This window comes from Neptunicoccus cionae, assembly GCF_002860325.1.
Classification (GTDB): Bacteria; Pseudomonadota; Alphaproteobacteria; order Rhodobacterales; family Rhodobacteraceae; genus Amylibacter; species Amylibacter lutimaris.
In genome coordinates this window covers 181311-199798 of record NZ_PKOJ01000006.1, presented here as the reverse complement: position 1 = coordinate 199798, position 18488 = coordinate 181311, and the positions used below count along the sequence as shown (strand labels likewise).

Annotated in this window: 17 protein-coding genes; 13 read left to right on the top strand and 4 right to left on the bottom strand. The window is 56.4% G+C overall.

Annotated features, from left to right (window positions below; translation table 11 throughout):
• Nucleotides 1-56 precede the first annotated feature (56 nt).
• The 5 genes from C0U40_RS14785 to C0U40_RS14765 are packed head-to-tail and all read left to right on the top strand — an operon-like array spanning nt 57 to nt 6400.
• Nucleotides 57-1268, top strand: a complete 1212-nt coding sequence (locus tag C0U40_RS14785) for an SAM-dependent methyltransferase (RefSeq protein WP_101656579.1) — start codon at nt 57-59, stop codon at nt 1266-1268.
• 16 nt (nt 1269-1284) lie between these two features.
• Nucleotides 1285-1725 carry a TrgA family protein gene (locus C0U40_RS14780; protein WP_101656578.1) on the top strand — a complete coding sequence of 147 codons (441 nt, stop codon included), beginning with the start codon at nt 1285-1287 and terminating at the stop codon, nt 1723-1725.
• A 21-nt stretch (nt 1726-1746) separates the two neighbouring features.
• On the top strand, nt 1747-2811 hold the full coding sequence (locus tag C0U40_RS14775) for an NUDIX domain-containing protein (protein WP_101656577.1): 1065 nt from the start codon (nt 1747-1749) through the stop codon (nt 2809-2811).
• Between the two features lie 54 nt (nt 2812-2865).
• Nucleotides 2866-3900 (top strand): cysteine synthase A, encoded by a 1035-nt coding sequence (locus tag C0U40_RS14770; RefSeq protein ID WP_101656576.1) that lies wholly within the window; start codon nt 2866-2868, stop codon nt 3898-3900.
• A 7-nt stretch (nt 3901-3907) separates the two neighbouring features.
• Entirely contained in the window at nt 3908-6400 is a 2493-nt protein-coding gene (locus C0U40_RS14765) for a DUF3772 domain-containing protein (protein WP_101656575.1), read from the top strand.
• On the opposite strand, the gene C0U40_RS14760 is transcribed toward C0U40_RS14765, so the two are convergent.
• From C0U40_RS14760 to C0U40_RS14750, 3 genes are all read right to left on the bottom strand, one after another.
• Complete coding sequence (locus C0U40_RS14760; RefSeq protein ID WP_101656574.1) at nt 6397-7809, bottom strand: helix-turn-helix domain-containing protein; 1413 nt, start codon at nt 7807-7809, stop codon at nt 6397-6399. The genes C0U40_RS14765 and C0U40_RS14760 overlap by 4 nt on opposite strands.
• 69 nt (nt 7810-7878) lie before the next feature.
• Nucleotides 7879-9099, bottom strand: coding sequence for a multidrug effflux MFS transporter (locus tag C0U40_RS14755; protein WP_101656573.1), 1221 nt, complete (start codon nt 9097-9099; stop codon nt 7879-7881).
• Between the two features lie 215 nt (nt 9100-9314).
• Nucleotides 9315-10580, bottom strand: a complete 1266-nt coding sequence (locus tag C0U40_RS14750; protein ID WP_101656572.1) for a M10 family metallopeptidase — start codon at nt 10578-10580, stop codon at nt 9315-9317.
• Nucleotides 10581-10816: 236 nt separating this feature from the next.
• Between C0U40_RS14750 and C0U40_RS14745 the strand changes: the two genes are divergently transcribed.
• The 7 genes from C0U40_RS14745 (at nt 10817) to C0U40_RS20225 (ending at nt 16222) form a co-directional block, all read left to right on the top strand.
• A complete protein-coding gene (locus C0U40_RS14745) occupies nt 10817-12349 on the top strand; it encodes an acyl-CoA carboxylase subunit beta (RefSeq protein WP_101656571.1) in 1533 nt (510 codons plus the stop codon).
• Nucleotides 12350-12361: 12 nt separating this feature from the next.
• Nucleotides 12362-12793: a DUF6497 family protein gene (locus C0U40_RS14740; RefSeq protein WP_101656570.1), complete on the top strand. Its 432-nt coding sequence runs from the start codon at nt 12362-12364 to the stop codon at nt 12791-12793.
• A 193-nt stretch (nt 12794-12986) separates the two neighbouring features.
• A complete protein-coding gene (locus C0U40_RS20320) occupies nt 12987-13109 on the top strand; it encodes a hypothetical protein (RefSeq protein WP_268237025.1) in 123 nt (40 codons plus the stop codon).
• 72 nt (nt 13110-13181) lie between these two features.
• A complete protein-coding gene (locus C0U40_RS14735) occupies nt 13182-13547 on the top strand; it encodes a hypothetical protein (RefSeq protein ID WP_101656569.1) in 366 nt (121 codons plus the stop codon).
• 151 nt (nt 13548-13698) lie between these two features.
• On the top strand, nt 13699-13914 hold the full coding sequence (locus C0U40_RS14730; RefSeq protein ID WP_101656568.1) for a hypothetical protein: 216 nt from the start codon (nt 13699-13701) through the stop codon (nt 13912-13914).
• 140 nt (nt 13915-14054) lie between these two features.
• Nucleotides 14055-16055: an acetyl-CoA carboxylase biotin carboxylase subunit gene (locus C0U40_RS14725; protein WP_101656567.1), complete on the top strand. Its 2001-nt coding sequence runs from the start codon at nt 14055-14057 to the stop codon at nt 16053-16055.
• 17 nt (nt 16056-16072) lie between these two features.
• The gene (locus tag C0U40_RS20225) at nt 16073-16222 is read left to right on the top strand and encodes a hypothetical protein (RefSeq protein WP_180957715.1); all 150 of its coding nucleotides are present in this window, start codon (nt 16073-16075) and stop codon (nt 16220-16222) included.
• Nucleotides 16223-16400: 178 nt separating this feature from the next.
• Here C0U40_RS20225 and C0U40_RS14720 read toward each other — a convergent pair whose 3' ends face one another.
• Nucleotides 16401-16805 carry a DUF4174 domain-containing protein gene (locus C0U40_RS14720; protein ID WP_101656566.1) on the bottom strand — a complete coding sequence of 135 codons (405 nt, stop codon included), beginning with the start codon at nt 16803-16805 and terminating at the stop codon, nt 16401-16403.
• A gap of 78 nt (nt 16806-16883) precedes the next feature.
• Here C0U40_RS14720 and C0U40_RS14715 point away from each other — a divergent pair, with 78 nt between their 5' ends.
• The gene (locus C0U40_RS14715) at nt 16884-18461 is read left to right on the top strand and encodes a DUF3488 domain-containing protein (protein WP_101656565.1); all 1578 of its coding nucleotides are present in this window, start codon (nt 16884-16886) and stop codon (nt 18459-18461) included.
• Nucleotides 18462-18488 lie beyond the last annotated feature (27 nt).

The following is an 18488-nucleotide window of genomic DNA, read 5'->3' as shown; positions in this document are numbered from 1 at the left end:
GGCTTGGCAGACAAAAAACCTTGGTTTAGGCTCTGTCTCATAACAGGGAGAGTTGGATGCAGGGATTTACATCCACAGACGGTCAAAAGGATTTGCCGCGCTATTTTGGTGCGGCGTTTTCCCAATTAAAGAAGATCCGTAACGGCACTTTGGAGATTGTGTTGCCGGACGGGCGTCTGTTTCAGGTCAATGCTCCCGATCCGGGCCCCGTTGCGCGTGTGGAAATCCACAACGATGAAGTGTTTACCCGTCTGGCACGGGAAGGGGATATGGGCTTCAGCGACGCTTATCTTGAAGGCTGGTGGTCCTCTCCGGATTTGCAGGCGTTTCTGGATCTGGTCTTTGCCAATAATGAAGAAGTAGGCCACGGCTTTCCGGGTGGTTTTCTGGTCCAGTATTACGAACGTTTGCGCCATTGGCTGCGCGGCAATTCCAAAACTCAGGCCCGTAAGAATATCTCTTACCACTATGATCTCGGGAATGATTTCTACTCCAAATGGCTGGATGAAACCATGACCTATTCCTCGGCCCTGTTTCTGACGGGCCAGGAAGATATGGCAAAGGCGCAAATTCAAAAATATGCCTCGCTTTGTGATGAAATGGGCATGAAGGAAGGTGATCACCTTCTGGAAATCGGCTGCGGCTGGGGCGGATTTGCCGAATATGCCGCCGGAACCCGCGGGGCGCGGATGACCTGTCTGACGATCTCTCAGGAGCAACATGATTTCGCCAAAAAACGCATGTTTGAGGCCGGTCTGGCGGATCGGGTCGATGTGGTCATGCGCGATTACCGTGACGAAACCGGCAGCTATGACGGGATCGCTTCTATCGAGATGTTCGAGGCGGTCGGCGAAAAATACTGGCCGACGTATTTTAACGCGGTACATGATCGGCTGAAGCCGGGCGCAAATGCCAGCCTGCAAATCATTACCATCGCCAACGAACTGTTCCCGAAATACCGGAAAACCGTTGATTTCATTCAGAAGCATGTGTTTCCGGGCGGTATGCTGCCCAGCCCGAATGCGCTGCGCACAGAGGTGGAGCGGGCAGGGTTGTCCTATCTGAAATCAATCGAGTTCGGTGAAAGTTATTCCATCACCCTGCGCCGCTGGTATGAGACCTTTAACGCCGCGTGGCCGGAGATCATGCAGATGGGCTTTGATCAGCGGTTCAAGAATATGTGGGATTTCTACCTGACAAGCTGTGCATCCGGCTTTCACTATGGCACAACGGACGTGACTCAAGTGACCATTCAACGGCCGAAGTAATAAAAAAGGGACAGCAATGCCGACAGCAGCAAAATTGATTGCGGGATTGGCTTTGGCGCTCACCGCAGTGGTGGCCGCCTATGTTTTCATACAGGAACATCCTGAAATGCCGATCGGCCTGCGGTTTGTTCTGGGTAACGCGCTCGTCGGCTTTTTTGCTGGCTGGTACGCACTTGGGCGCAGTCCCGGGCACAGCAATATGACAGGCGCGATGAGCGGGTTGCGCTCTTTGGTGATGTTGCTGATAGGGGCGGGGATCGTTTTCGGGGGGCGGTTTGTGTTCTCGAATCTCGGGCAGTTCCGGTCCCGGGATCCGGTAGAAATTCCCCTTTTGTGGATCGAGACGACTTTCGAGTATGTCGTGCTCGCCCTCACGCCCAGTGTCGGATTGACACTGTTGATCGGCGGGCTGTTATCCGGCATTGCCACCTATCAGGCCAGCCAGCACTGGCGCTAATTTAAAGCGAAAATAATCAGAATGCGTGTATTTCTTTCCGACCGTGATGTCGCCCTGGCGTTATGCCTTGATGCGGACTGGCAACCCGATCGCGTTACCGGTTTCAGCCCTGACGCCAATGGCGCATTGGTTGCTGTGGCGGGCGGGCAGTGCGAAGGTGTCTCCATCCCGTGCGATGATCCGGTCGACGAACCTTTTTCCAGCTATTTCAATGGTCTGTCAGGAGAGGTGAAATCATTTCCGGGCGCCTTTGGTCCGGTTTTCGCACCTGTGTCTGATAGTTCGGAACCGGCAGAATTTACCGTTCACGCCCGTGCAGTAGAGGCCTGCGTCGCCCGTGATACGGCTCGGATTCTTTCCCGACCGACAGCTTTTAACACGCCCGTAAACCGTGCGGGTCTGCTGATGCGGGCGCGCTCGTTCGTGCGGGCCGAAAAATCAGATGAAAGAGTTCCAGTATCCGTAAGGCGCGGCTTCCGTCGCGGGGCAGTGCAACAGGAAAGCAGGGCCTTGCCCTATGCCCGTTACTTTGATGTCGAGGATGTCCACTTGCGCCATCCCCGTTTTGACGGCGGTATGTCGCCGGTAATTGAACGCACAGTGCTGCGTGCTGCTGATGCGGTGACGGTGCTGCCATACGATCCGATCCGCGATCAGGTGGTGGTTGTCGAACAATTCCGCCCCGCTGCCTATGTACGCGGGGATTGCCACCCTTGGGTGCTGGAACCGGTCGCTGGGCGCTGTGACGGGGATGAACCTGTTGAGGAAGTCGCCCGCCGCGAGATGATCGAGGAGGCGGGTTTAACCCTTCTGGGGCTGGAAAAAATTGCCAATTACTATCCGTCGCCCGGCTGCCTGACAGAATATCTTTTTACTTTTTTAGGGCTTGTGGATTTGTCAGATGCGCAAAGCGGCGTACATGGTGTGGCGAGCGAGGATGAGGATATACAGACCCACATCCTGAGCTTTGACGAAGCGATGGCTCTGGTGGCCAGTGGAGAGGCGGATAATGGACCCTTGTTGCTTTCCCTGTATTGGCTCGGGGCCAATCGCGAACGATTGCGCAGAGAGGCAAGCGCCGCTTGAAACCGCTTGGGGCGGCGCGTATCAAGGAACGAAGCAGTCTTAAGGATACCTCTGATGACAATTTACCAAGACCTTCCCCATGCCGTTGGCAACACCCCTTTGATCCGCCTGAACAAAGCGTCGGAACTAACGGGCTGTGAGATTCTGGGCAAAGCGGAGTTTATGAATCCGGGCCAGTCGGTGAAGGATCGCGCCGCGCTCAGTATCATCAAGGACGCCATGGCGCGGGGTGAGTTGCGTCCGGGCGGAACCATTGTCGAAGGCACTGCCGGCAATACAGGCATCGGGCTTGCGCTGGTGGGTTCGGCGCTCGGGTTCAAGACGGTGATCGTGATCCCTGAAACCCAAAGTCAGGAAAAGAAGGACATGATCCGTCTGGCAGGGGCCGAACTGGTGCAGGTTCCGGCAAAACCCTACCGTGACCCCAACAACTTTGTGAAATACTCTGCCCGACTGGCGGCCGAGCTTGCAAAGACCGAACCAAACGGTGCGATCTGGGCAAACCAGTTTGACAATGTGGCCAATAAACAGGCCCATATCGACACGACCGCACCTGAAATCTGGGAGCAGACCAATGGTAAGGTTGACGGATTTATTTGTGCCTGCGGTTCGGGTGGGACGCTGGCCGGAATGGCCGATGGCCTGCGGGCCAGAAACAAGGACGTAAAGATCGGCATTGCCGATCCGGACGGTGCTTCGCTTTACAACTATTTTGTGCACGGCGAACTCAAGGCCGAAGGCGGTTCCATTGCCGAAGGCATCGGGCAGGTGCGTATTACCAAAAACCTTGAGGGGTTGAAGGTGGATCACGCCTACAACATTCCGGATGCGGAAGGCATTGATATCGTCTTTGATCTGCTGCAGGAAGAAGGGCTTTGCATGGGCCTTTCCACGGGCATCAATATCGCAGGTGCCATCCGTATGGCCAAGGATATGGGGCCGGGCCACACGATCGTGACGATCCTGTGTGATTACGGCACACGGTATCAGGCCAAACTGTTCAATCCTTCCTTCCTGCGCGAAAAAGGTCTGCCAATCCCCCATTGGCTGGAAAAGAAACGTACCGATATACCGACGGTATTCGAATAGGACCACAATGAAGCGACTATTTCTGACTCTGGTGCTGCTGGTGGTTTTGCCACTGGCAGCTTTCGCACAAACTGTTGAAACGACGTTTGACAAACCTGCCTTCGAAAGCACGGTGGAACGCGCTAACGAAGTGCTGGAATCCGCTACAGCTTCGGACGAGGCGCTGGAGCAGTTGCGCAAGCAGCTCGTCAGTTTCCGCAGCAGTGCAGCAGAGCTGAAAGAACAGGCGCTGACCAAAACCGAACCGGTACAGGACCGGCTTGATGCCCTTGGCGCCCCACCCGCCGAAGGTGAAAGCGAGGCCGAAGATGTCGCCGCATTGCGGGACCAGTTGAACAAGCAACTGGATAAGGCCAAAGCGCCGGTAAAAGCCGCAGAAGATCTTTACAAACAGGCGGACGGGTTGATTACCCAGATCGACGAGCTGATGCGCCATCGCAGTACGGCCCGTCTCGTTGCTCAGAATGAGTCCCCCCTTGATCCGCGCCAGATCACCGCCGCGCTGTCGGCGCTGGTGACGTTCAACGCGGAACTCTGGGCCGAAGTCACAACAAACCTGTCGAACGAGAACCGTGCCTCCATGCGCATCGGTAACTTGATGCTGGTTACTGTTTTGCTGGCAATTGCATTGCTCCTGTTGCTGCGTTCGCGGGTGTGGTCGCGCCGTGTGCAGGCGTTTTTCAGCCGCAACGCTTCGGCGCGGACCGCTGCGCTCTACGGGTTCATCGGATCGCTTTCACAACTGGTTCTGCCAGCGTTCGGACTGTTTGTATTGGTGCAGGCGTTGCTCTTGCTCGACCTGTTCGATCTGCGCGGTTACTTTATTTTGCGCAGCCTCGGGATTGCCGGTTTCTCGCTCTATTTTGCCAGTTGGCTGGCCCGATCCCTTTTCGTTGCCACCTCCAATCAGGGGCCGTTGATAGAGATCGACGAGTCTCTGACCGGACCGATGAAAAGATCTTTCCTTGCGCTTGGTCTTATGTTCGCGCTGCGGGCTATGCTGGATGCTGCTGCGGTTGGCTCGGGGCAGAGCCCCGCATTCCTTGCCGCAATTCCAACGCTGACGTTCCCGCTAATTGTTGTGGGGGGGATCGCACTTTTCCGGATCGGACGGGTGCTCGCGAATGAGGCTCAGGTTGCAGGGAAGCAGGAAAACGGCAATCCGTTCCTTGGACGCGTCGCAACCATTATGGGCAATATTTGTGTGGCTGCCGGAATCGCGGGGCCGGTTCTTGCGGCGCTCGGCTTCGACAGTGCCGGCAACCGTCTGGTGTTTTCTACAGCCGCCTCCCTGTTGCTGATCACCGGATTTTATATCTTCTTCCGGCTTATTGGCTCGCTGACCGGCTATACCGGCAACACTGCAACCTCCGCAGGGGATGAAGATGAATCCCAGCGTTACGGTGCGCTCTTCCGTGTGGCCGTCGGTTTTATCATGATCTGTATTGCCCTTCCGATCCTCGCGTTGATCTGGGGGGCCCGTCTGGTGGACCTGCAAGAGGTCTGGCTGATGGCGCGGGACGGGATATCGTTCGGGGAAAACCGGATTTCACTGACGGATTTCCTGACCTTTGTGCTGGTGTTTTCCATCGGTTACACCATCACCCGTATCCTGCAATCGGCACTGCGCACCACGGTACTGCCTAACACGCGGCTTGATAGCGGCGGGCAGAATGCCATTGTCACCGGCACCGGTTATGTGGGTATCTTCTTTGCAGCACTGGCGGCGATTACGGCAACAGGGCTGGACCTGTCCAATCTTGCGATTGTGGCTGGTGCCCTGTCGGTTGGTATCGGTTTTGGCCTGCAAACCATCGTATCGAACTTTGTCTCCGGTATCATCCTGCTGATCGAACGTCCAATCAAGGCAGGGGACTGGATCGAAGTCGGCACCTATTCGGGTTACGTGCGTAAAATCTCGGTCCGCTCGACCGAGGTGGAAACATTCGATCGCGCCTCTGTGGTCATTCCGAACGCCGATCTGATTTCCGGTACTGTAACGAACTGGACCCATTCCAGTATGGCCGGTCGCGTGCGCGTGCCCGTTGGTGTGTCCTATGGCAGCGATCCGCGACATGTAGAGAAAGTTCTGCTGGAAGTGGCAAAAGCCCATCCGATGGTGCTGCTTGATCCGGGTCCGGCGATCATGTTCATGGGGTTCGGGGCGGACAGTCTGGATTTTGAAATCCGCGCGATCCTGCGGGATGTGAACTGGATGCTTTCGGCAAAATCTGACATGAACTTCGAGATCTTCAAACGCTTCAGCGAAGAAGGCATCGAAATTCCGTTCGCACAGCGGGATGTCTTTATTAAGAACCTCGATGATCTGAAGAAGTTTTCGGACAGCTCAGACAAGGACAGTTCGGAAAAGGAAGAGGGCGCATCAACCACATCCGAGGATGCAGGCATTGACGGGCAGCGGGAGCATTCCGCGGCTGCGAAAGACAATGAGGATGACACCGTTAGCGACGACGGCGGGGATGCGCCGGGTAAGGTCTAGGCTTCTCCGATGCTGTAGGGCAGTGTGGCGCGGCTGTTGGGGTCCACCTTCAAGTGGCGCTCCAGCGGTGGAACTGAACGTTGGTGGCAGTTGTGCCTCTCGCAAATCCGGCAGGAAATGCCGATGGGTTCAAAGGCCTGCCGGTTGGTGATGTCCAGATCATCTGCGTAAACCATCGCACCGGCGTGCCGGATTTCACACCCGAGACTGATGGCATAACGCCGGATCGGTGCGCGATAGCTGCCGCCGGTTTTTGACACATCCCGCGCCAGGCTGAGGTATTGCAACCCGTCCGGTGTTTCCGCAAGCTGGCGCAGGAACTGGCCGGGTGTTTCAAAAGCACGGTGCACATTCCACAAAGGACAGGCCCCACCGAAACGGGCGAATTGCAACCGTGTGGCGGAGTGGCGCTTTGTAATGGTTCCGGCTTGATCGACGCGCACAAAGTAAAAGGGGATACCCTTCAGTCCGGGGCGTTGCATGGTGGACAAACGATGGGCCACCTGTTCGATACTTGCATCAAAATGGTTGGCCAGCAGCTCCAGATCGTGCCGCGTTTCCTGTGCGACCTGCAGAAAACGTCCATAGGGCAGGGTGGCCGCACCAGCAAAGTAATTCGCAAGACCGATCTTGCAGATGGAGCGGGCCTCGGGCGTGTTGAAATTTGCAAAGTCGAGCGTGGCTTCCAACAGGTCGTCGTGTTCCAGAAGTGCGATCTGATGGGCAATCTGGAACAGTTTGGACGAGGTTGCCGCTTGCGCGGACAGGGTTAAGGTGCGGCTTGCGGGATCGTAGTGGCGCAACACATCGGTGTTATGGGTGCGCAGATGGATATTGTGCTTTTCCGCCAGCCAGTCGTGGGCCGCGCCAAGGGCGTTCGGGCCCGAGAGTTTCGCCTGCGTCGCGTAATTCTCTGCTACACGGTCGATGCTGTCGATATAGTTGTCGCAATAATGGAAGAAGTCGCGAACCTGTTCCCACGGGGAAGGGGAGATCGCGCTGTCTTCGCGGCCCAAAGCCTCATCCAATGAGGCAAGCCGCTCCTGTCCCTGCCGGTAGGCGCGATGCAGGTCCAGAAAGGCCCGCGCAAGGGCTGGCGCATTGGAGGCTGTCAATTGCATATCGGCCAAGGGCGGTTGCGTGGTGCTGAACACCGGATCGGCCAGCGCCTCGCGCATGTCGGCCACGATCCGTTCGGATTCCCCGACAGACAGTTGTGTTACGTCAAAGCCGAACTCCTGCGCCAGTGCCAGTACAACGGTGGTGCTGACAGGGCGGTGGTTGTTCTCCATCTGGTTGAGATAGGGCAGGGACACCCCGAGCTTGGCGGCAAAATCCTTTTGGGTCAGCCCCTGTTTCTGACGGGTCTCGCGCAGGGTCACACCTGCATAGAGTTTTTGCGCGCGCATCTCGGCCCCTAACTTTGCGAATTAGCTGAGGCTCACGATATGCTTTGCAAAGTTTTCGCGCAAGCCGGATCAACCGGCGTTGCGCACCTGATATTCCACGCGGATCGAATAGAGCGCCGCTATGAGCGCCAATGTGGCAGAGCCGAGCGTAAACAGGATCAACGGCGTTGCGCCCGCTTCCTTGCTCAGGAATGGGACAACGATCGCAGAAAGCGCTCCGCCCCCCAGCGTCATCATCGCGCCGCCAAGTCCTGCCGCTGTGCCTGCCAGACGCGGGTTGACCGACATCATCCCCGCAGACGCACTGGGCAGCACCATTCCGTTGCCAAGGCCGATGAAGATGGTGCAGCCAAAGAACGCCACCGGATGGTCAAAGCCGACATTCACCAAAACCAGCGCCAGCAGCATGCCCAATACGGTGACACCGGCACCAATAGTGATCATGCGGTAGAGGCCGACAATGCTTGCAAACCGGCCCGAGATCAGGCTGCCGGTGAAGTAACCCGCAGGCGCAAAGATGAAGTAGAGGCCCAGTTCGCCCGGGCTGAGACCGTAAACGACGGTGCCAACGAACGGGGCGCCCCCTAGCAACGAGAAAAAGCAGCCGGAAGCAAATGTGGTGGACAGGGAATAACCCCAGAACCGGCGCGAGGTCAGCAATTCGGGATAGGTGCGGACCTGCGCGGCCATACTGGTCGAAGGCGAAAGGTTGGTTTCCCCCATATCCCGCCAGACAAGCCCCAGCACGGCCAGACCCAGAAACGTCAGGGTCCAGAAGGGCGCACGCCAGCCGAAGGCCTCTTGTAGGAAGCCGCCGATTGTTGGCCCTAACATAGGTGCAACCGACATTCCCATCGCGATATAGCCGAGCAGGGAAACCGCGTCCTTGCTACCCGCAATGTCACGTGCGGCAGCGCGGGAGAGCACAAAACTGCTTACCACCAGCGCCTGAAAGGTGCGCGCGGTCAGCAGGATTGTAGTGTTCGGCGCATTTGCGCACACCAGAGAGGCAATCACAAAAGCTCCCAAAGTCCAGAGCGCCACCGGGCGACGGCCAAAGCGGTCCGATATGGGGCCGATGAACAGTTGCAGAATGCCGTTCATTAAAAGAAAGCCCGACAGCATGAATTGCACAGCCAGATAGCTGGCGTCAAAATGCTGCGCGATGGCTGGCATGGAAGGTAGAAAGATGTTCATGGAAATCGCGCCAAGAGAGGCGAAGATAACCAGTGTAACCATTGTCGGCGGGGTTTTCGGGTCAAAAAAACGGGACTTAGGCAATACAGACATGCAAAGGGGGTATCCTTTGGAAACGGGAAAGCACCGTATTGCGGGGATGAAAATAGGCCCGAAACCGGCGGTTGATTCCTGACTATTCCCCTGAAATGGAACTGTCCATGCCAAACGCCCCGCTCGCTTCCGCTACGGCGCGTCAGTTCGGTTTGTCTGGGAAAAGGGTAGTGGCCCCCGCGCATTATCCCGTGCGCAGGGGCGGGATCGCGCGATCAGGCGATCAGTATATCGTTGCTCAGACCCGCGACAGTGATGTCATTCACGGTAACGACCAACCCGTCAGAGAAGGTGAACACCGCATTGCCATTCTTGTCGGTTCCAAGGGCGAGAACGTCATCAACGCTGGATACATCGGTATGGTCGAATTTCAGTTTGTCCACATCATCCTTGAAATCAAGAACTCGGTCCTTGCCACCATTGTTTGCAAAGACAAAGGTATCGGCTCCGCCGTTGCCCGTCAGCTTGTCCTTGCCCTTGTCACCGGAAATCCGGTCGTTGCCCGTGCCGCCTGACAGCTCGTCCCGTCCGCGGCCACCGCTGATCTTGTCCCGTCCGGCACCACCGTCGATGCTGTCACCGCCGCCGCCGCCTTTGAGTTTGTCCTTGCTGGCGCCGCCCGAGAGCATGTTTTCAGCGCCGTTGCCGATCAGCTTGTCCAGACCCGCGCCGCCAATGGCGTTTTCGATAACTGTGTCATAAGCAATGACCACATCATCCGTGGTTTCAAAGCTGGAAAAACGTCCTTCCCGCAGGTCGAGTGTTACGCCACCTGACAGGGCAGAGCCGTCAAATGTGTCCGTCCCGCCAGCATCCCAGACCGCATCAATCGTATCGGTGCGCGAACCGATATAGGTTGTATCCCCGAGGGCGGTTTCGTCATTTGCGCCCCAGAGATCCTGAAGGGCGAGGATGTCAAACAGCATCATCGCATCACTGTCCAACCCGTTGTCGGGGTTGGCGGTGTAAGACATCAAAGTGTATTTGTTGCTGTCAAAACCCTCTGGCACCGTCGGGGAAGAGAAAGAGTGTTTCAATCCCATTGCATGGCCGATCTCATGCAGGATCAGATCCATCGTCGTGCTGATTTCGATCGTGTTGTCATAGACAACATAACTGTCGTAGCGGGTGATACTGTCCCCCGAGCTTGCCGCGGAATATCCCCCGACACCCGCGGTCGTGCCCGGAATGGTTACAGATCCGACGTTCATGTCAGGGTCATCCGATCCCGTGACCTCGACAAATTCAACGTTGATTAGTGTTTCTACGTGATCAAGTGCCTCGCGGAAGCTGGCTTCGGCTGTGGCGCTGAATTCTGTCCAGCCTTCATATGTCGCAGATGTTGGCAAATCTGCGGGCGCGGATGTGCCTGCAAACTGATAAGTCATTGTGTAGGCCGCTGCATCCGTCGTGTTGATCGGGTCTTTGCCGTTCAGGAAGGCGAACTGCAATCCGTCGATGATTTCGGTTCTTGTAACCATGAGAGTCCTGTCTGTTATGGGGTTGCCCTATTATAGCGGGTTTTTCACAGGGTGATTAAATAAATTCTACAGTGCAGGTTTGGGCGGGGCTTTGCCTGTTGCTTTTAGTGGTTTGCTAATTTGCAATTTGATAATCTACCTCGCAAATATCTTTGCAAATATGCGAGGTTTTCCTTCCAGCGCGATCGAACTTAGCGTATTCCGGTACAAATTGCGCACCATTCGGAGGAACCGCCGTGAATACGATCCTGCAACAACTAGAAGACCGCCGCGAAGAAGCCCGACTGGGCGGAGGCCAGCGCCGCATTGATGCACAACATGCCAAAGGCAAGCTGACCGCACGCGAACGGATCGAAGTGCTGCTGGATGAGGGTTCTTTCGAGGAATTCGATATGTTCAAGGCTCACCGCTGCACAGAGTTCGGGATGCAGGAAACCACAATTCCCGGAGACGGCGTTGTTACCGGTTGGGGTACTATCAATGGCCGTATGGTCTATGTCTTCTCGCAGGATTTCACCGTCTTTGGCGGGTCGCTGTCGGAAACCCACGCTGAAAAAATTTGTAAAATTCAGGAAATGGCAGTGCGCAATGGTGCGCCGATCATCGGTCTGAATGATTCCGGCGGTGCGCGGATTCAGGAAGGCGTTGCCTCCCTCGCGGGTTATGCTGATGTGTTCCAGAACAACGTGCTGGCCTCCGGTGTGGTGCCCCAGATCAGCGTTATCATGGGGCCATGCGCGGGCGGGGCGGTCTATTCGCCTGCGATGACCGACTTTATCTTTATGGTACGTGACAGTTCCTACATGTTCGTCACCGGCCCTGATGTGGTGAAAACCGTTACGAACGAGGTGGTGACTGCGGAAGAGCTGGGCGGGGCGAAAACCCACACCTCCAAATCTTCTGTGGCAGACGGTTCTTTTGAGGATGACATGGAAGCGCTCATGGAAGTGCGCCGCCTGTTTGATTTCCTGCCGCTTAACAACCGCGAGAAAGCCCCCGTGCGTCCCTTCTTTGATGATGTGGCGCGGGATGAGGTTTCCCTTGATACGCTGATCCCTGACAATCCGAACAAGCCTTACGATATGAAAGAGCTGATCACCAAGATCGCGGACGAGGGGGATTTCTACGAAATTCAGGAAGATTTCGCCAAAAACATTCTGACCGGTTTTGTCCGCATGGAAGGCCAGACCGTTGGCGTTGTGGCGAACCAGCCGATGGTTCTGGCAGGTTGTCTGGATATTGACAGCTCCCGCAAAGCTGCCCGTTTCGTACGCTTCTGCGATGCCTTCGAGATCCCGATTCTGACGCTGGTAGACGTGCCCGGCTTCTTGCCCGGTACGGGACAGGAATACGGCGGCGTGATCAAACACGGTGCGAAACTGCTGTTTGCCTATGGTGAAGCAACCGTGCCGAAAGTGACTGTGATTACGCGCAAAGCCTATGGCGGGGCCTATGACGTGATGGCGTCCAAGCACCTGCGGGGCGATTACAACTATGCGTGGCCGACAGCGGAAATCGCCGTTATGGGGGCCAAGGGTGCTGTGGAAATTCTCTATCGCTCCGAACTGGATGATCCCGAAAAGATTGCAGCACGGGTTGCCGATTACGAAGACAGATTCGCCAATCCGTTTGTGGCGGCTGAAAAAGGCTTCATCGACGAGGTGATCAAACCCCACAACACCCGCAAACGGGTCTGCCGCGCATTTGCTTCCCTGCGGGGCAAAAAGCTGGAGAACCCGTGGAAGAAACACGACAACATTCCGTTGTAAGGGGCGGGAACAGTGGCCGATCCCCGTATCACCCGGTTTAGCGCGGGCGCGCTGGCGACGGGGTTGTTGCTGGTAACACTGCTAAGTGCAGCTGCTTCGCAACAGGAACAGACGGAAATCTCTGTGCCATCGGGGCAGCCGCTTTCTCTTTATGAAAAACGGGTTGTGGCGCCGGAAAACAAGATCCTCTACCTCGGCTTTCTGGCCGAAGCACTTGGAGGCGAATACGGGGTCACATTTGATCGTGCCAGTATCGACATGGACACGGTCTGTGAAAAAGTCGGAATCCCTCTGGCAGGCAAGCTGATCTCGGAGGGGACCCGGATAGACGAAATCGTGGTGCGCCTTATGGAACGGCCCATCGACTATGGCGCGGTAGACGAAACCGCCGCCCAATTTTTGAACGCTTACGATATAAGTGGTGGAACATGCGAATGGTTTTGACAGCCCCGATAAGGAACAGCGCGGCTATTGCGTCACAAAATGGCAGAAAATTGCAGTTTTTCTGCATAAATTCACATATTTGGTATGCGCGGCTGCGAATCTTTGCTAGCGTGCTGACAGGCTACGTTTTCGTGGCTGCGGTCGCCTGTCGTGGCCGGTTTCGAATAGACTATGACTGTCACAGGAGGACACAATGTCCACAAAACTTAAAATCGCATTGGTTGTCGTTGCTATGGGCGTTGCTGCCTGCGCACAACAAGAAGAGCCTGTTGTTGTACTGGACGTACAGCCAGAGCCGGTTTCTTCTAAGTACTAAACCACTCGCCGGGCGGCGGTCTGCCGCCGCCCGCGCACTGACTCCCCCGAACTCGGACCAGTGGGGGACAGTATGATTAAGCATCGTGGCTTCCCAAGCCGTTTGCCAGGGTCCGAATTCCAGTTCACCATTCGCCGTCCCAACAAGAAAGGGGCCACGCCAATCAAGGCGCGCGAACGCTATGCGGACCGCCGCTTTGCGGATCGCCGTGCGGATGAGGCCTTTCTTGAAGCGCTTTGGTATGCCTTTGGCGAAGAACCTTTCGAGCGGGGCAATCTGGATGCCGGCCGGATCAACTGGCTGTTCGGCCGCGAGGTTGTGGCCGCTGAAGATCCGTTTGATCCTGAAAGCTACGAAGCACTTTTGCGGATCGACAAGGGCAAGGCCATGGCCAACTTCCCTGACATATTCGAGGACGATTACGGGGATTCGGCATGAATTTGCCTATGAAATCCGTAATTTGGCACCTTTGTGCCGAAAAACTGACCACTGCGAAAACACTGGTTTGTTTTGCCCGGTCGTCGCGTTACCAAAGTTCTGCACGAGACCTTTCGAGCAGGCTCGGGACGCAGATAAAAAGGGTAATAACATGCGTAACCTCACAGTTTTTGCGGCGCTCGCCGCGGTATTCGGTCTGTCGGCCTGCAACAGCACGCTGGACCAGCGCACCCAGAAACGCATCGGCACCGGTGCTGTTGTCGGGGCGGTTGGCACGGCTTTGCTGGACGGCAATCCGATCAAAGGCGCTATTGTCGGTGGCGTTGTTGGTGGCATCACCAGCAAAGACCGGCACGTTTGGGAATAACAGCTCTGTCGAGCGGTTAAACTCTTTCATTTCCCCTCTACTTGGCCCCCTCCGTTTGTTCGGACGGGGCCTTTTTTCGTGTCTGAACGGCATGGAAACCCGCACGAAATTCCGTAATTGCCCAATCGAAGGTACAGCACATGTTTAAGAAAATCCTGATCGCCAACCGTGGCGAAATCGCCTGCCGTGTTATCAAGACCGCCCGCAAGATGGGCATCCAGACAGTTGCGATTTACTCTGATGCGGATGCACAGGCGCTGCATGTCCAAATGGCAGATGAAGCGGTGCATATCGGTCCTTCACCCGCAAACCAGTCCTATATCGTGATTGAAAAAGTCATGGATGCGATTCGCAAGACCGGCGCGGAAGCAGTGCATCCGGGCTACGGGTTTCTCAGCGAAAACAAACTCTTTGCAGAAGCGCTGGAAGCAGAAGGTGTTGCCTTTATCGGGCCGCCAGCCGGTGCGATTGAATCCATGGGCGACAAGATCACGTCAAAGAAGCTGGCACAGGAAGCAGGTGTTTCGACCGTGCCGGGCTACATGGGATTGATCGAAGATGCGGACGAAGCCGTCAAGATTTCCAATGAAATCGGCTATCCGGTGATGCTCAAAGCCTCTGCCGGTGGTGGTGGTAAAGGGATGCGGATTGCATGGAACGATCAGGAAGCCCGCGACGGCTTTCAGTCCTCCAAGAACGAGGCGGCCAGTTCATTTGGCGATGACCGGATTTTCATTGAGAAATTCGTCACCCAGCCCCGCCACATCGAAATTCAGGTGCTTGGCGACAAACACGGCAACTGCCTGTACCTGAACGAGCGGGAATGCTCGATCCAGCGCCGCAACCAAAAAGTCGTCGAAGAGGCGCCAAGCCCGTTTCTGGATGAAGAAACCCGCAAGGCGATGGGCGAACAATCCGTGGCGCTGGCCAAGGCTGTAGATTACTGCTCTGCAGGTACGGTGGAGTTCATTGTGGACGGAGACCGTAACTTTTACTTCCTTGAAATGAATACACGTTTGCAGGTGGAACATCCTGTTACCGAACTGATCACCGGCATTGATCTGGTGGAACAGATGATCCGCGTGGCATGGGGTGAAAAGCTGGCCATGAAACAGGAAGACATCGGCATCAACGGCTGGGCCATCGAAAACCGGCTTTATGCGGAAGATCCGTATCGCAACTTCCTGCCTTCTATCGGTCGTCTGACCCGCTATCGCCCGCCTGCCGAAAAGGCGAAATCCGACTACGTAGTGCGCAACGATACCGGCGTTTATGAAGGCGGTGAGATCAGCATGTATTACGATCCGATGATTGCAAAGCTGTGTACCTGGGCGCCAACCCGCGAAGAGGCCATCGACCGGATGCGCGTTGCGCTCGACAGTTTTGAGGTGGAGGGCATCGGTCACAACCTGCCGTTCCTGTCTGCGGTGATGGATCACGAACGGTTTGTTTCCGGCAATATCACCACTGCCTTTATCGAAGAGGAATATCCCGAAGGGTTTGAAGGTGCGACGCTGGAACCGGCCGCCCTGCGCCAGATCGCGGCGGGCTGTGCGGCCATGTTCCGCGTTGCCGAAATCCGTCGCGCACGGGTGTCGGGCCGGATCAGCAACCACAAACGCAAAGTAGGTAAAAAGTGGGTTGTTACCCTGCAAGGCGAAAGCTTTGCGGTGAAGGTAAAAGCGGATGATAAGGGATCGACCGTCAAGTTTGAAGATGGCGAGAAACTGCGTGTGACTTCGGATTGGCTGCCCGGACAAAGCCTTGCCAAGATGGAAATCAACGGCGAAACCGTTGTCCTGAAAGTGGACCCGATCTCGGCGGGCTATCGTATCCGCTCTCGCGGGGCAGAGCTGAAGGTGCGCGTACGCAGCCCGCGCAATGCGGAACTGGCGCAGTTGATGCCGGAAAAACTGCCGCCCGATACCTCCAAGATGCTGCTTTGCCCGATGCCGGGCCTGATCGTGGCGCTCGATGTGAAAGAGGGCGACGAAGTGCAGGAAGGCCAGCCGCTCTGCACTGTGGAAGCCATGAAAATGGAAAACGTTCTGCGCGCCGAAAAGAAGGGCATCGTCAGCAAGGTCAATGCAGCCGTGGGCGAAAGCCTGATGGTGGACGATGTGATCATGGAGTTCGAATAAGCGCTTTGGCCGAGCCTGTGAGCATAGACCCCAGATTGATCGCCGCCCTGATCGGGGCGGGGGTCGCCTCTGCCGGGTGGGTGTTCAAGGCTTGGCTGGACAAGGCGCCGGAACTTGGTCAAGCCGCCGTTGCTGTCATTAAAACACGGTTGGGGAGCCGCCTGTGATCATGCGCCTTATAAATCGGGTTGATAGCCGGGGCGCGGTCCTGTCTGGCCTGCAATCGGCTTCGGCTTGTCGCGTCTGTCTGTCATGGCCTATCCCTTTCTTTCACAAACTGTGCCGTGTTTTTAATGTAAGAACCGATCGTAAAAAAAATATTAGCGATAGCGTGTTAACGGGTGTTTACCGCTCCCAGCGTTGGCGGATTTCCTGCTGGCGCAAAGGCATTTTGTCGATAGAGCGGTTCAGTTCCCGCACCGTCCACGGTCTGGGCTTGCGCAGTTTGACTTGTCCGTCCTTGCCTACGATCGTTAGCTGGAAGCCGCGCGGTCGCAGCAGTTTGCGCAGGTCTGACGGGTTGGCGGCGTCCGTATCGGTCAGGACAATAACATCCCGTTCTTCGAGGTCTTCGGGGTTTTCTGCCAGCAATTCCATTTGCCGCACGAAACGGGGATCATCCGCTGTGTCCGCAAAGATCACCAGCGGGCGTTTGACCCAGAGGTATTCTTCCAGCGGATTGGCCGTAGCGGGCAAGGCGGCTGCGGCAAAACTGAGGCACAGGGCCAACACAAGGCGGGGTTTGTTCATGGAGTCTCCTATCGGACTATTATGTAAGAGTTTTTCTGCGAATTACGAGCGCCAATCACGCCACGTCAGGAGGACCGTATGACACATCTGCGCCGATTGACGTTGCTGGCGCTGTTCGGAGCGGTTGCGCCAGTGGTTTTGCTGGTGGTTTTGACGCTGATCAAAACGGGCGGCATTTGGGAATATGCACTGGATGACGTCTACATCCATCTTGCCATGTCCGAACAGGTGGCAAAAGGCGCTTATGGGGTCAACGCGGGTGAATCTGCCTCTGCGTCCTCGTCTATTCTCTATTCGTATTTACTTGCGCCTTTCGCCGGATTTGACTGGCACGCTTATGTGCCCTTGGCGATTGGCCTGCTGGCGCTTGTGTGGGCGGCGGTCCTTTGGGCGCGGCTGTTAACGGCGTCAGAGATCTGGACCGATCCGGTCTGGGACAAGGTACTACTTGCGATGGCCCTGCTTGGTCCGGTGTTCCTGCATTTCCCGGCCATGTCGCTGATCGGAATGGAGCATATGCTCCACGTGTGTATCGCCTTGTTGGTGGCGTTGGGGCTGATCCGCTTTGCGCAGGACGGGCAGGTCCGCTGGTACCTTTTGGCAGCAATCCTGTTAAACCCGTTGCTGCGGTTTGAAGGGATGGCACTGGCGCTGTTTGCCTGTGCGGTACTGGCTATCGGGGGCAGGGGGCGGATTGCCCTTCTGGCGCTGGTGGCGACGGCCCTGCCTCTCGCGGCACATTTTGCCAATATGAATGCGCTCGGGCTGGATATGCTGCCAAACTCGGTCAATGCCAAGGCGGTTGTGGTCGGGGGCGGTGCCGATGTGGTGGAGGGGGCAGGAAGCGACCGCTTGATCGCGTTTAAGAACAGTCTGAAGCTTTCGCTGATTTCCACTTCGGGGCGAATGCTGGTCGGGCTGATCCTGTGCCTGTTCTTTCTGGTGCTTGCGCAGCGTAAAGCCTTCTCACGCCTTCAAATTGCGCTTGGTGTAACAGCAATGCTGGCAGCGCTGGCACATTTGCTGTTGGGGTCCGTCCTTCCGTTCTATCGCTATGAAATCTACGTCTGGTCTTTTGGCGCGGCGGTGACAATCTATCTGCTGGCGCAATTGCAGCTTGTGACGCCCACGGCCAAGCAGTTGCGTGCTATCTTTCCTGTGGTTGCTCTTGTGATCGGCGGGCTGCATTACCCGTTGACGACACTTGAAAAACTGCCTGCAGGCAGTGCTGCGATCCATGCACAGCAGCGCCAAATGGGGCGGTTTGTGGATGTTTACTGGCAGGCGCCCGTAGCGGTGAACGATCTGGGGCATGTGGCCTATCGCAACCCTCATTATGTGCTGGATCTCTGGGGGCTGGCCTCTGCCCGCGCGTTGGAGGCCCGCACCAGCCGCATTGATCCGCTTTGGGCGGACAAGCTCGCGCAGGAATACGATGTGGGTGCGGCAATGGTCTATCGGCACTGGCTGGCCGATCACATCCCGCCACACTGGCAGCCCGTTGCCCGTCTGAAACTCACAGTGCCGCGGGGTACGCTGGGGGGCAATATCGTGACGATCTATGCCACCCGCCCCGAAAGCCTGAAACCGCTGGAAGACGCGCTGCGGGCCTTTGCCCCGACGTTGCCAGCCTCCGCCACACTCGAATTCCTGTAACGCAGGACAGGAAACAAACACCCCGCG